Here is a 12,947-nt window from a genome sequence, read left to right as displayed (position 1 = left end):
CCCCTCCCCGCGGCTCACGCTCGTGGATGACTGCGACGGTACGCCGCCTTCAGCCGCTTGGACTCTACCCGAGTGTAGACCTGGGTCGTGGACAAACGCGCATGTCCCAGCAGCTCCTGGATCGCACGAAGGTCCGCTCCGCCGTCCAGGAGGTGCGTGGCGAAGCTGTGACGGAGGGCGTGCGGATGGAGATCTCCCGGCAGCCCGGCCTCCTGCACCCACAGGTGCAGCCGGCGGCGGACGTCGCTGGTCGACAGCCTCCGGCCGCGCCGCGACAGCAGCAGCGCCGGCTCGTCACGGGCCGGATCGCGCAGCGCCGGCCGACCGCGACCGAGGTAGCGCTCGATCGCCGCCGCCGCCGGGTCGCCGAGCGGCAGGGTGCGGGTCTTCTCGCCCTTGCCGGTCACGCGCAGCTGACGGCCGTCGAGATCGATGTCGAGCCCGTCCAGCCGCACCAGCTCGGCGGCCCGCAGCCCGCCGCCGTAGGCCAGCTCCAGCATCGCCCGGTCGCGGAGGGCGAGCGCGTCGTCGTCGGCCGGGATCCGGTCGAGCAGCGTCGCCGCCTCGGCCGGCTTCATCACCCGCGGCAGCCGCTGCGGCCGGCGCGGACCGGGAGCCAGCTCGGCCGGGTTGGCCGACGCCCGCCCGGCCCGCTGGAGCGCGCGGTAGAGGCCACGGAGGGCGGCCAGCGCCCGGGTCACGGTGGTCGGGGCCACGCCGCGCTCGGTCAGGGTCTGGGTGTAGCGGCGGATCGTGCGGACCTCGACCTGCTGCGGTCCCGGCACGCCGCGCTCCGCGCACCAGCGGGCGAACCGCTCGACATCGCCGGCGTAGGCCATCCGGGTCCGCTCGGCCGCGCCGCGCCGGCGCTGGTCCGCCTCGAGCAGGTCGAGGGCCTCGGCCCAGGCCTCGGGCAGCGGGGGCCTATCCTCTGGTTCCGTGACGTCGTTCTTCATCGACTTCGAATCCGGCCGGGTGGCGACCAAGCGTCAGCTGATGGCGGCCAACCTGCACAACGGGATCGACCCGCCGGCGCGCCCCTGGCATCCGATCCGGAGCGACGTCGACGCCTCGACCCTGTGGTACGTGGTCCTCCGCAAGCAGGAGCGCGGGATCTGGCTCGGTACGGTGGCCTTTCGGCACGGCGACCACCATTCCCTGCTGCTGGAGCAGGGCTGGTCGGAGGTCCCGACCGAGGAGATCGTCGCCTTCGGGCCGGCGATCGGCGCCGACGGCGGGCCGGCTGGGCCGGCCGAGGTCGCGCCGTCGCCGTTCGACAGCTAGGCGCGGGCGGGGTCCGGCCCCGGCTCAGAGGATCCAGATCGGCGTGCCGACCGGGACCCGCGGGTACAGGTCGATGACGTCCGGGATGTGCATCCGCAGGCAGCCGTGCGACGCGTTGGTGCCGATCGAGGCGTCGTCGCTGGTGCCGTGGATGCCGACCCCGTCGTAGATCCCCAGCCAGCGGGCCTTGATCGGGTTCGACGGGCCGGGCGGGACGACGGTGCCGGCCAGCTTGCCGGCCCAGGCCGAGTTCGGCACGTGCCAGGCGGGGTTCTCGGCCTTGTTGCCGATCGTGTACTGGCCGGCGGGCGTGTCGTGGCCGACCGAGCCGACGGAGATCCCGTAGGTCTTGACCGGCCGCAGGTTCTTGTAGAGCGTCAGCTTGAAGGTGTTGCGGTTGGCGACCAGCACCGTGCCGTACTTCTTGCGGACCTCGGCGGTCGTCGTCTTGGGCTGCTGCTTGTGCGTGTAGGCCGAGACCTGGTGCGGCGCCGAGGGGTCGAGCACCGCCTTGCGGACGAGGGCCGAGACCCGCGCGCGGTTGAGCCGCAGGCCGACTCGGCCGGGATGGACGTCGAGCTTGCCGCTGTCGAGGCTGACGGAGGCCTCCTGCGGATCGCGGTCGAGGCCGCGGGCGACGCGGTCCATCAGCTGCGAGATCGCCTTCTTCGAGTACGAGCTGGTCGTCTCGATCTCGCGGTCGACGGTGCCGCCGGTGACGCGCCGGTAGACCCGTGAGAAGGCGTTGCCCTCGTCGGCCGCCCGCATCGCCTGGCGAACCGCGGCGTCGATGTCGACGCGGACCTTGGCGGTCTTCGGGGTCAGGGTCCACTCCTTGTCGGAGTGTACGACCCGCACCGGCTGCCGCAGCTTGTCGACGATCTCCGTCTGAACCTTGGCCCGGGCGTCCTTCTCGCTCAGCCCGCCGACGTCGACGCCGCCGATCTTGACGCCCTTGGGGATCTTGCTGCCGGTCGCGGCATCGGCGACGAGCACGCCGCCGCAGGCGATCAACAGCACGAGCAGGATGCTCGCGAGAGCGATGAGGGTCCGTTGGCGCATGGCGGCAGGATGGAATGGTAGCGGCGAGGGCCGTCGGCAACCCCGATTGCAACCGCGTCTCCGTCTGCAACGTACACCGGTCGCCCGTCACGGGTACTCGGCGGCGGGGATGGGACGAGCGTCCAACGCGGCGTTGAGGCCGCGTCCAGCGACGCTCAGCTGCGCTGGAGCAGGAGGTCGATCTCGTCGAGGATCCGGCGCCGGCCGGGGCCTGCGTCCTCGTGCGCGCGGAGCGCCCGCAGCGCCTCGCCGTCGAGCGAGGGCAGCAGGGCGATCAGCGCCTCGACCTCGAGCGCCCCGATCCCGCCGCCGTCGCCGTCGGCGGGCTGGGCGTCGCCGTCGCGGACCGAGGGGCTGTAGCGCAGGAACGCCTCGACCTCGGGGTCGTAGGGGGCGGGCTCGCCCGGATGGAGGACGCGGCGCCGGCGACGGACGCCGGCGGCCGAGCGCAGCGCCTCGCGGGTCGTCGAGCGGAAGGAGAAGCCGGAGGCCTTCAAGCGCCGGTTGTCGAGGCCGCGGCCGTGGCGCAGCTGACCGGCCAGGTCGAGCGCGGTCCGCAGGCCGGCGCGCTGGAGAACCCCGGCCAGCAGCCCGACCCCCCACGGCGGCAGCAACGGGGCGGACGAGCGCCCGAGCTCCCGCAACGCCTCGGAGAGCGAGAGGGTGCCGTCGGCGGCGACGATGTAGGGCCCGGTCAGCTGGTGGCGGACGACGTGGGCGACGGCGCGGGCGGCGTCCTCCTCGTGGACGACCTGGAGCGGCGGGTCGAAGCCGAGCACGGTCGGCAGCAGCGGCAGCCGGTCGGCGGCCTGCAGCAGGCCGGTGCCGGCCGGTCCGACCGTGTCGGCCAGCCGGACGAGGGTCAGCTCCAGGCGGCCGTGGCGATCGGCGGCGGCCTGCGCCTCCTGCTCGATCGCGGCCAGCGCCCGCTGGAGCGGCCCGCGCGGGGTCTCGGGCGGGACGGTCTCCTCGCTGACGAAGGCCGGCAGCTCGCGGTGCCAGCCGTAGCGATGGACCGATCCGACGGTCACCAGCCGACGCAGCGGCGAGCCGGCTTCGGTGCAGGCGGCGGCGATCCGCTCGCTGATCGGCTCGTGGCCGGTGAGGGCGCGGTCGTCGAGGCGGGCGACCGCGGCGGCGGCGCGGACGTCGACGAGCACGTCGACCGAGGCGGCGCGGACGACCCGCGGCAGCTGGGCGTAGCCGTCCCCCAGGCGCACGAACTCGGCGGTGCCGAAGGGGGCGGCCGGTGGACGCTCGTCGACCGCGATCACCGTCGCGACCTCCGGCCGGCGCTCCAGCTCGCCGACGATCAGGGCGCCGAGCCGCGAGGCGGCGGCGGTGACGAGGATCCGCAGGCCGCTGGCGTCGTCGGTCATCCGAGCCACCGCGATCCGCGCTCGCCGGCCATCTCGTCGGTGGTCGTCCGCAGCGCCCGGGCGACGGTGACCGCGGCCCGGACGGCCTGCTGGCGGACGTCGCCGCTGCCGCCGGTGGCGACGGCCGGCAGCGCGCGCAGGCGCAGCTTGGCCGGCAGGTAGAGCAGGAAGGCGAGCGGGCCGAGGTGCGGGAAGGTCAGGGTGACGGGCAGCCGGCGGCCTCCGGGCAGGGGCACGCGGCCGAGGACCGGCTGGGCATCATCGGCGCCGACCGCGGCGACCGGAACGACGGGCACGCCGGCCCGCACGGCGGCGACGATCGCGGGCTCGCGGGCGAGCCGGCCGGCCGCGTCGTCGTCCCCGAGCCGGTCGCTGCGGACGGGGAGGACGACCAGCTCGCCCTCGTCGGCGAGCAGCCGGTGGAGGTCGTCGGGGTGGGCGCGGACGGCACCGGCGCGCGGGAGCAGCACCGTCAGGCCGGGCTGGTCGAGCAGCGCCGGAGCGACGCAGATCCGCGCCTGCCGGCGGCGCGGGTGGTCCTCGCGGATCGCCTTGGCCAGCAGCGGCCCGATCGGCGACGCGACGCCGCCGCCGTTGACGACCAGGACGGCGCCGCCGCGGTTCGGGATCCGCGCCGCCTGCTCCAGGTCGATCCGGAACCAGACCTTGTGCGCGGCCTCCCAGACGGTGCGGTCGAGCAGCCCGCTGAAGCGCGCCGAGCGGCCCCAGTCGTCGAGGTCGCGGTCCGGCTCGACGACGGGCAGATGGTCCTCGAGCCCATCGGCCGGAGGGACCGACGGATCGGCCTGTGGCGTGGTCTCCACGACCCCGAATCTTCGCAGGTGTCGTCGCCGAGGCAGGCCCCGACGGGCCGGGCGCGACGCCTGGATTCGCGCAGTTTGCGGGAATCGGAGGGCGGGCCGTGGTGGACGGGCGGCGGCGGGCCGGTGGTCGGGCGGCGATGGTCCGGCGGTCGGGCGGCGCGGTGGCGCGCCGCTGGTCAGCCGGCGGCGCGGCGACGCCGAGCCAGCCGCCCGGGGACGGACTCGCGCGTCGCGGCCGCTGCGGCCTCCTGGCGCTCCCGCTCCCACTCCCGCAGCCGCCACAGGTCGCGGCGAACCCGTCGCCGGGCCAGCTCGGTGCCCGGCGTGGCGATCCGCGCCGAGGCGATCACCCCGTGCTCGTCGCCGGTCAGGGCCATCCAGTGCGCCAGTACGTCGTCGCTCGGCGTCAGGGGATCGGTCGGGTCGACCCCGGCCAGCTGCACCCGGCACTCCCCGAGCAGCGTGGTCGTCTGGGGCAGGAAGACGACGTAAGGCCCGTGCGGGTAGAGCAGGTAGGCGTAGGCGACGCCGGGCGGCGGCCGGCGTCCCGAGGGCGCGGGCGCCCGCCCGCTGCGGCCCCAGACCCGGACGAAGCCGAGATCGCGGTACATCGCCCAGTTCTCGTCGTCGAGGCAGGTGCGCAGCAGTTCCTGGGCGGTCGCCTCCGACCGCCGTCGCTCGGCCCGCCCGGTCCGTCCGCGCTCGATCCACGTGCGCAGCGCCGCGACCCGACGGGCCAACGCTGGGCCCCAGGCCTCGGCGGTGAGCATCAGCGGCAGCAGCACGAAGGCCACCGCGGCCACGATCGCGAGCACGGTCATGGCGCGCCGACCCGCTCGGCGACGGTGGCGGTGACCGCCGCGACCCGCTCGGCGCTGCGACGACGCAGCTCGGGCAGCCCGAGCACGTCGACCGGCCCGGCCCCCGCCCCGACGTCGCGGAGCCCGCGACGAACTGCCTCGCCGGCGATCGCGCGCGCCGCACGGGCGGCGGTGACGAGGTCGTGACCGAGTGCGAGCTGCGCCGCGAGCGTGCTCGAATGGGTGCAGCCGGACCCGTGCGCCGCTCCGTCCGGGTGGCGCTCCCCGCGCAGCAGGGTGATCGAGCCGTCGGCCTGCCGCAGCAGGTCCTCGGCGCGATCGCGGTGGCCGCCGGTGATCAGGACGTTGGCCGGCCCGAGCGCCGCGATCGCCGTCGCCAGCTGCTCGGCGTCGTCGTCGGGACCGCCGGCCTCGCGCGCCTGCGGACCCTCGACCAGCGCCCGCGCCTCGGGCAGGTTGGGGGTCGCCACGGTGGTCCGCGGCAGCAGCCGCTCGACCAGGGCGCGGTGAGCGTCGACCTCGAGCAGCCGCGCTCCGGACTCCGCGACCATCACCGGGTCCAGGACCACGGGGACGTCGGCCGGAACCAGCTCGAGCGCCTCGGCCACGGCCTCGATCGTGGGCGTCGCACCGACCATGCCGATCTTGACGGCGTCGACGCCGAGATCCTCGACCACGGCCCGCACCTGCTCGACGATCGTCTGCCGGTCGATCTGGACGATCCGCGTGACCGCGACGGTGTTCTGCGCGGTCAGCCCGACGATCGCGCTGGTCCCGTGGACGCCCGAGGCGGCGAACGCCTTCAGGTCGGCCTGGATCCCCGCGCCGCCCCCTGAGTCGGAGGTGGCGATCGTCAGGCAGACGGGGGTGCGGACGGACATCTGGAACCGAGGCTATCGCGACCGGGCGTCGCCGTCGCCGTCACCTGGCCGGACGCCCGCCAGCGCGGGCAGCGGGAGCAGCGAGACCGCCCCGTCGAGGCCCCGCCGGAGCCGGCCCGCGGCCTCCAGCTGCCCCAGCCCGAGCAGCAGGTCGTCGGTCGCCGCACGGACCGCATCGGCGTCGACGGGCTCGCGGTCGGTCAGCAGCTGCTCGGGCGTCCGGGGTCCGGCCAGCAGCGCCTCCCCGACCCGCCGCGCCGGCCCGTCGAGCCCGTGCAGCAGGTCGAGCGCGATCGGGGCGCTCCCCGGGCCGCCCGGCAGGACGGTGCCCAGCAGCGCCAGCACGTCGGTGGCGTCCAGCACCGGATGGACGCCACCGCCCCGCAACAGCCCGTTGGTGCCCAGATGACGCGGGTCGAGCGCCGACCCCGGGACCACGCCGAGCGGCCGCTCGAGCTGGACCGCCAGGTCGGCGGTGATCAACGACCCCGAGCGCTGAGCCGCGGCGACGACGACCACGACGTCGGCCAGCGCCGCGATCAGCCGGTTGCGCGCCGGGAAGCCCCACCGCCGCGGGGTGGTGCCGGCCGGCATCTCGCTGACCACCGCCCCGCGGTCCACGATCCGTTCGTAGAGCGGTCGCAGGCTGGCCGGGTGCGCGCGCTCGACCCCGCCGGCGAGCACCGCCACGGTCGTGCGCCGGTCGGCCGGTCCCCCGGTCAGGGCTCCGTCGTGGGCCGCCGCATCGACGCCGAAGGCCATCCCGCTGACCACGGTCACCCCGACGCCAGCCAGCTGCGCCGCCAGCCCCCGAGCCACCGTACGGCCCTCCTCCGGCGCGCGGCGGGCGCCGACGATGGCGACCACCGGCCGTCGCCGCTCGCCGCCGAGCGTCGCGTCGAGTCGGGGCACGCCGCCGAGCACGTGCAGGACCGCCGGCGGATCGGGCAGGTCGAGCAACCGCACCGGATAGGCCGGGTCGTGTCGGCAGATCGCGGCGACGCCGTGACGCCGCTGCTGCTCCGCCGCAGCCGTCAGCAGCTCGTCGTCCCCCTGCCGAGGCGCGCGAAGCTCAGCGGGATCGGCCCCGCCGCGGCCGCACAGCTCGCTGATCAGGGACTCGTCGTCGAGCGCCAGCAGCCGCGCCGGCCGGTCGCGGCGGAACCGCTCCTCGACCATCGGGCTCAGCTCCGCGAGCAACCGGGTGCGCCGCAGGCACGCCGCGCAGGCCGTCATGCCGCCTGCTCCGGCACGTCCTCCGCCACCTGCTGGCGCAGCTGCAGCGCCTCGGCGAGATGCCGGTCGGCGATCGCCACGGTCCCGTCCAGGTCGGCGATCGTCCGCGAGAGCCGCAGCACCCGCGCCCGCCCGCGGGCTGAGAGCGCGCCCGACGCGTAGCAATGCTCCAGCATCGCGCGGGCGTCGCCGTCGAGGTCGACGTCGAGCGGACGTGGCCCGTCCGCCGCCCGCCGCTCGTTGCGGAAGGTCCGGGCCGTCTCGACCCGTGCGCGGATCGTCGCCGAGGAATCCGCGGGCGGGCCCGCGATCTCGGCCCCGGACGGCCGCGGGCAGGCCACGTGCAGGTCGATCCGGTCGAGCAGCGGTCCGCTGAGCCGGCGGCGATAGCGCTCCAGATCGGCCGGGGTGCAGCGACATCGCGGCGCCGGGTGGTGGCCGCACGGGCAGGGGTTGGCGGCGGCGACGAGCAGGACCCGGGACGGGAAGCCGCGCGTGCAGCCCGCTCGCACGAGCACCACGCGCGCGTCCTCGAGCGGTTGCCGCAGCGCTTCGAGCGCGTCGCGGCGGAACTCGGGCAGCTCGTCGAGGAAGAGCACGCCGCGGTGCGCGAGGGTGACCTCGCCGGGACGGATCGCGCCCGCGCTGCCGCCGCCGACCAATCCGGCCGACGACGTGCCGTGGTGTGGCGCCCGGAACGGCCTCGCCGTCACCAGCCCGCGTCCGTCGTGGAGGCCGCAGACGCTGTGGATGCGGGTCACCTCGAGCGCCTCGCGCGCGTCCAGCGACGGCAGCAGGCCCGGCAACCGCCGCGCGAGCATGGTCTTGCCGGTTCCCGGCGGACCGACCAGCAGCAGGCTGTGCGATCCGGCGGCGGCGATCTCCAGCGCGCGCCGGGCCATCCGCTGGCCGCGGACGTCGGCCATGTCCGGTCCGTCCCAGGGCGCGGCCTCGGCCTCCAGCGACGGCTGCCGGTCGTCGCGGCCGCTGTCGGCGACGGCGGCCGCCGCCTCGCGCAGGGTCGTCACCCCGCGCACGGCGAGGTCCGGGACCAGCGCGGCCTCGGCGGTCTGCCCGCGCGGGAGGACGACCGCGTGCAGCTCGGCGGCCCGCGCGCCCTCGGCGACGACGAGCGCCCCGCGCCCGGGACGGATGGCGCCGCCGAGCGACAGTTCCCCGACGACGGCGACCCGGTCCAGGTCGGGCGCCACGAGCTGGCCGCTGGCGGCGAGCACGCCGATCGCGATCGGCAGGTCGAATCCCGGGCCGCCCTTCGGCAGGCTGGCCGGCGCCAGGTTGACCGTGATCCGGCGCTGGGGCAGGTCGTAGCCCTGGTTGCCGAGCGCGGCCCGGACACGCTCGCGCGCCTCGCGGACCGCGAGATCGCCGAGGCCGACGATCGTGAACGAGGGCAGGCCGGGGCGGACGTCGACCTCGACCGCGACCAACCGCGGCTCGAGGCCGTCGATGGTGAACGTCGGGACGCGAGCGAGCATGGGCCGAAGGTAGCCCCGACCGCTGTGCCGGATCAGGGGGTGGTTCGTGCCAATCCGGCCGCGTATTCGTGCCAATTTCGTGCCGTCGCCGACGTCACGAAATTGCACAGGAACGACGCTGAATTGGCGCAGTGCGGCACCCACGCGTCTGCCGCGACGGCCTAGCGTTTCGTCCGTGCCCTCCCCCGCTTCTCGCCCCACCGACCGACCCGCCGCCCGCCCCGATCACCGCCCGCGGATCGGGGCCCTGGGCGAGCGCCTCGCCCGCCGCCACCTCGAGCGGCGCGGGTTCGCGATCCTCGAGCACGGCCTGCGCACCCGCTGGGGCGAGATCGACCTGATCGCGCACGACGGACGCACGCTCGTCTTCTGCGAGGTGAAGACGCGGCGGGCGACGACGGCGGAGGTGGCGCCGTGGACGTCGCTGCACGAGCGCAAGCAGCAGCAGGTCCGCCGGCTCGCCAGCGCCTGGCTGGCCACCGAGCGTCGTGATCGGCCACCTGCGGAGGAGGTCCGCTTCGACGCGATCGCCGTGCTGGTCGACGAGCGGGATCGGCTGCTGCGCCTGGACCATCTGGAGGGCGCCTTCTGACGACCCGCGTCCCCGTATGCCCGGCCCGGCTGGGCCGCGCCGGTCGACGCTCGTCAGTCGGCCGCGATCGGCAGCGACTCGGCGGCGGCGGTCGCGGCCAGCGGCCGCCCTGCCTCGTCGCGCGGAATCTCGATTCCCGCCGCGGCGTAGGCGACCGAGCGGAACGAGCGGCGATGGAGCGGCGAGATGCCGTGGGCCTCGATCGCCTCGCGGTGCGCGGAGGTGGCGTAGCCCATGTGGACGTCGAAGCCCCAGTGGGGGTGGCGGGCGGCGGCGCGGCGCATGAACCGGTCGCGGGTGACCTTGGCCACGATCGAGGCGGCGGCGATGGCGGCGCTGCGGTGATCCCCGCCGACGATCGCGCGCTGGGGATGGCCGTTGTCGGGCACGCGGAAGCCGTCGATCACGCAGAGCGTGCCGGGCTCGGCGACGCGGCCGGCGGCGGTCGACAGCGCCTCCAGGTTCGTGACGTGGAGTCCGCGGGCGTCGAGGCCCTCGACGCTGCGGGTCACCACCGCGACCCGCACGGCGATCCGCAGCACGACCGACAGCAGCCGCTCGCGCTCCTCGGGGGTGTGGCGCTTGGAGTCGTCGAGGCTGCCCAGCGCCCGCACTTCGCGGGGGCCGATCCGGTCGAGGTCGAGCAGGACGCCGCCGGCCACCAGCGGGCCCGCCAGGCAGCCGCGACCGGCCTCGTCGGCGCCGGCCACGAGGCGGCTGCCGAGGCGTCGATCGTGCTCGACGAGCTTGCGGCCGCGACTCACGCCCTCACACTCTGCCGATCCGGCCGGACGGGCGTCGGGCCGGACGGCGTTCCTGGCGCCTCGCCGTCGGCGCGACGCCAGTTGCTCGTGCGGGCGGCCCGGCGGCGACTGGTCGCCGGGCCTTGCGGTCGGGGCCTAGAGGCCGCCGATCTTGCCCGGGGGCCAGTAGGTCGCGAAGGCCTCGCCGACGATCCAGTCGCGCGGGACCGGGCCCCAGTAGCGGCTGTCGTTCGACTCGCCGCGGTTGTCGCCCATCATGAAGTACATGCCCTTGGGCACGGTGATCGGCTTCGGCAGCTGGCAGGCGGTGCCGGTGCCCTCGCCGTCGCAGGTCGAGCTGATGAACGGCTCGCGCGTGGCCTTGCCGTTGCGGATCACCCGGCCGTTGCGGACGGCGATCGTGTCGCCGGGGCCGCCGACGACGCGCTTGATGTAGTTCTCGTCGCTCCACTCGCCGCCCAGGCTGCGGGCGCAGGGCTGGCCGGCGTCGAGGTTGCGCGGCACACCGCAGAGGCCCTCGACGTCGTCGGAGCCCTGGTACCCGGACTTCGACGGCTCGGCGCCGCGCGGCGGGTGGAAGACGATGATGTCGCCGACCTTCGGATCGCTGCCGAGCCGGGTCGAGATCCGGTTCACCAGCACGCGCTGGCCCTCGGTGAGGGTCGGGATCATCGATCCGCTGGGGATCTGGTACGGCTTGACGATGAAGGCCTGGATCCCGAGCGCCAGCAGCAGCGCGACGGCCACCAGGCCGACCAGCTCGACGATCGGGTTGATCCGGCGCTTCTTCTTCGGTGCGCTGACGCGCCGGGCAGCGTCCTGCTGCGTCCGGCGCGCCTCCTCGTCGAGGACGCCCGCGGGGGGCGGCGGGCCGGCAGGAGTCTGGTCGGCCACGGTGGTGCGGTCGGGGTCGGGCTCGGCTGGAGCCTAGGCCTGGGCGGGAGCGTCGTCGGACGCCGCGTCCGCGTCGGCCGGCGCCTCGGCGGCAGCCGCCTCCGGGGCCTCGGTGGCCTCCGAGGCCTCGGCCGCCGGGGTCTCCTCGACCGGGGCCTCGGCGGTGGTCTCCTCGACCACGGCCTCCTCGACCGGGGCCTCCTCGGCGGCGGGCGCCTCGTCGACCGGGGCCGCGGCGGCCGCGGTCTCGTCCGGAGCGACGTAGCGCTTCTCCCGCACGCGGGCGGCCTTGCCGACGCGACCACGCAGGTAGTAGAGCTTCGCGCGGCGGACGTCACCGCGGGCGGCGACGTCGATCTTCTCGATCTTCGGCGAGCTGAGCGGGAACGTCCGCTCGACGCCGACCCCGAACGACTGCTTGCGGACCGTGAAGGTCTCGCGCGCACCGTGGCCCTGGCGCTTGATGACGATGCCCTCGAAGACCTGGGTGCGCCGACGGTTGCCCTCGACCACCTGGAAGTGGACGCGAACGCGGTCGCCCGGCTGGAAATCAGGGTGGGAGCGGAGCTGGCTGCGCTCGAGCTTCTCGATCACGGTCGTCATCGGCGAGGGGCCCGGAGGTCGTGGGAGCGCAACTCAGCGCGCGAACCGGGCAAGATGCACCAGGTTAGCGGAGGACGGCCCTGCCGCGCGGTGCCCCTCCCCCGGGCCCCCGACGTGACCCGACGCGGACGGGGTGCGGGAACGCAGGACGCGCCGGGACGCCGAGCTGGCCGGGCTCCGCCGACGCCGCGGAGGCCACCGACGCCTGCGCCACGACGTCAGTCGTCGGCGGGAGCGCCGTCGGGCGTCGAGGGCGACGCGTCAGCACCACCAGCCGCCGACGGCCCGCCACCGGCAGCAGCCGGACCACCGGCCGGCGACACCCCACCGCCCGCAGCAGTCAGACCACCGGCCGCCGACGGCCCCCCACCGCCCGCGGCGGGCGGCGCGCCCGGCGGCAGGTCGTCGTCGCGGTCGAGGCGCGAGCCCTCGTCGCCGCGCTCGTGGCTGCGGGCGCGGCGCCAGCTGTCGATCTCGCCGTGGTGGCCGGAGAGGAGCACGTCGGGCACCCGCCAGCCGCGGTACTCGGCCGGGCGGGTGTAGTGGGGGTACTCCGGGTCGCCGCCGAGGGCGGCGCTGAAGCTCTCCTCGACCGCCGAGTCCTCGTGGCCGAGGGCGCCCGGGAGCTTGCGGAGGACGGCGTCGGCGACGACCATGGCGGCCAGCTCGCCGCCGGCGATCACGTAGCGGCCGATCGAGAGGGTGTCGGAGCAGAAGTGCTGGACGATCCGCTCGTCGAAGCCCTCGTAGCGGCCGCAGAGCAGGGTGATGCCCTCCTCCTCGGCCGCCAGCTCGTCGACGAAGCGGTCGTCGAGGACGCGGCCGCCGGGGGTCAGGGCGATCACGCGCCGCTGGGTCCGGAGCTCGACCGGATCGCGGTCGTAGATCGCCGAGAGGGCCCGGTCCATCACGTCGACGCGCAGGACCATGCCCGCGCCGCCGCCGAACGGGGTGTCGTCGACCTGGCGGCCCGACAGCTCGGTGTGATCGCGGGGGTTGAAGGTCCGCAGCTCGTGGCCGGCCTCGAGGGCGTTGCGCACGTGGCGCTGGCCGCGGAACCAGCCGAACCACTCGGGGAAGAGCGTCAGGACGTCGAGCTGCACCGGACCAT

Annotated in this window: 14 protein-coding genes; 2 read left to right on the top strand and 12 right to left on the bottom strand. The window is 75.6% G+C overall.

Going from position 1 to position 12,947, the window contains the following annotated elements; translation table 11 throughout:
• Positions 1–14 precede the first annotated feature (14 nt).
• Positions 15–956 carry a tyrosine-type recombinase/integrase gene (locus SH587_RS07600; RefSeq protein WP_320669984.1) on the bottom strand — a complete coding sequence of 314 codons (942 nt, stop codon included), beginning with the start codon at positions 954–956 and terminating at the stop codon, positions 15–17.
• On the opposite strand from SH587_RS07600, the gene SH587_RS07595 reads away from it, so the two are divergent.
• On the top strand, positions 940–1,284 hold the full coding sequence (locus SH587_RS07595; RefSeq protein ID WP_320669983.1) for a hypothetical protein: 345 nt from the start codon (positions 940–942) through the stop codon (positions 1,282–1,284). The two genes, SH587_RS07600 and SH587_RS07595, sit on opposite strands and share 17 nt — an antisense overlap.
• Positions 1,285–1,308: 24 nt before the next feature.
• On the opposite strand, the gene SH587_RS07590 is transcribed toward SH587_RS07595, so the two are convergent.
• From SH587_RS07590 to SH587_RS07560, 7 genes are all read right to left on the bottom strand, one after another.
• On the bottom strand, positions 1,309–2,346 hold the full coding sequence (locus SH587_RS07590) for a L,D-transpeptidase family protein (protein WP_320669982.1): 1,038 nt from the start codon (positions 2,344–2,346) through the stop codon (positions 1,309–1,311).
• A gap of 155 nt (positions 2,347–2,501) precedes the next feature.
• Entirely contained in the window at positions 2,502–3,725 is a 1,224-nt protein-coding gene (locus SH587_RS07585; protein ID WP_320670062.1) for an NAD-dependent epimerase/dehydratase family protein, read from the bottom strand.
• On the bottom strand, positions 3,722–4,549 hold the full coding sequence (locus tag SH587_RS07580; RefSeq protein ID WP_320669981.1) for a hypothetical protein: 828 nt from the start codon (positions 4,547–4,549) through the stop codon (positions 3,722–3,724). The genes SH587_RS07585 and SH587_RS07580 overlap by 4 nt, the downstream gene beginning before the upstream one ends.
• Before the next feature lie 176 nt (positions 4,550–4,725).
• Positions 4,726–5,370 carry a hypothetical protein gene (locus tag SH587_RS07575; RefSeq protein ID WP_320669980.1) on the bottom strand — a complete coding sequence of 215 codons (645 nt, stop codon included), beginning with the start codon at positions 5,368–5,370 and terminating at the stop codon, positions 4,726–4,728.
• Positions 5,367–6,251 carry a bifunctional hydroxymethylpyrimidine kinase/phosphomethylpyrimidine kinase gene (gene thiD / locus SH587_RS07570; RefSeq protein WP_320669979.1) on the bottom strand — a complete coding sequence of 295 codons (885 nt, stop codon included), beginning with the start codon at positions 6,249–6,251 and terminating at the stop codon, positions 5,367–5,369. The genes SH587_RS07575 and thiD overlap by 4 nt, the downstream gene beginning before the upstream one ends.
• 12 nt (positions 6,252–6,263) lie before the next feature.
• A complete protein-coding gene (locus SH587_RS07565) occupies positions 6,264–7,430 on the bottom strand; it encodes a DNA-processing protein DprA (RefSeq protein ID WP_320669978.1) in 1,167 nt (388 codons plus the stop codon).
• 53 nt (positions 7,431–7,483) lie between these two features.
• The gene (locus SH587_RS07560) at positions 7,484–8,983 is read right to left on the bottom strand and encodes a YifB family Mg chelatase-like AAA ATPase (RefSeq protein ID WP_320669977.1); all 1,500 of its coding nucleotides are present in this window, start codon (positions 8,981–8,983) and stop codon (positions 7,484–7,486) included.
• A gap of 175 nt (positions 8,984–9,158) precedes the next feature.
• Between SH587_RS07560 and SH587_RS07555 the strand changes: the two genes are divergently transcribed.
• On the top strand, positions 9,159–9,575 hold the full coding sequence (locus SH587_RS07555; RefSeq protein ID WP_320669976.1) for a YraN family protein: 417 nt from the start codon (positions 9,159–9,161) through the stop codon (positions 9,573–9,575).
• Positions 9,576–9,628: 53 nt separating this feature from the next.
• On the opposite strand, the gene rnhB is transcribed toward SH587_RS07555, so the two are convergent.
• The 4 genes from rnhB to trmD form a co-directional block, all read right to left on the bottom strand.
• The gene (gene rnhB / locus SH587_RS07550) at positions 9,629–10,339 is read right to left on the bottom strand and encodes a ribonuclease HII (RefSeq protein ID WP_320669975.1); all 711 of its coding nucleotides are present in this window, start codon (positions 10,337–10,339) and stop codon (positions 9,629–9,631) included.
• Between the two features lie 135 nt (positions 10,340–10,474).
• Positions 10,475–11,233 carry a signal peptidase I gene (lepB, locus tag SH587_RS07545; protein WP_320669974.1) on the bottom strand — a complete coding sequence of 253 codons (759 nt, stop codon included), beginning with the start codon at positions 11,231–11,233 and terminating at the stop codon, positions 10,475–10,477.
• 33 nt (positions 11,234–11,266) lie between these two features.
• Entirely contained in the window at positions 11,267–11,836 is a 570-nt protein-coding gene (rplS, locus tag SH587_RS24620) for a 50S ribosomal protein L19 (RefSeq protein WP_375341739.1), read from the bottom strand.
• A 218-nt stretch (positions 11,837–12,054) separates the two neighbouring features.
• The gene (gene trmD, locus SH587_RS07535) at positions 12,055–12,939 is read right to left on the bottom strand and encodes a tRNA (guanosine(37)-N1)-methyltransferase TrmD (protein ID WP_320669973.1); all 885 of its coding nucleotides are present in this window, start codon (positions 12,937–12,939) and stop codon (positions 12,055–12,057) included.
• Positions 12,940–12,947 lie beyond the last annotated feature (8 nt).

Origin of the sequence: Patulibacter defluvii, from assembly GCF_034096925.1 — a bacterium.
Lineage (GTDB): Bacteria > Actinomycetota > Thermoleophilia > Solirubrobacterales > Solirubrobacteraceae > Patulibacter > Patulibacter defluvii.
Note: the sequence above shows the minus strand (reverse complement) of the source record. Positions and strands in the feature narration are given on the sequence as shown.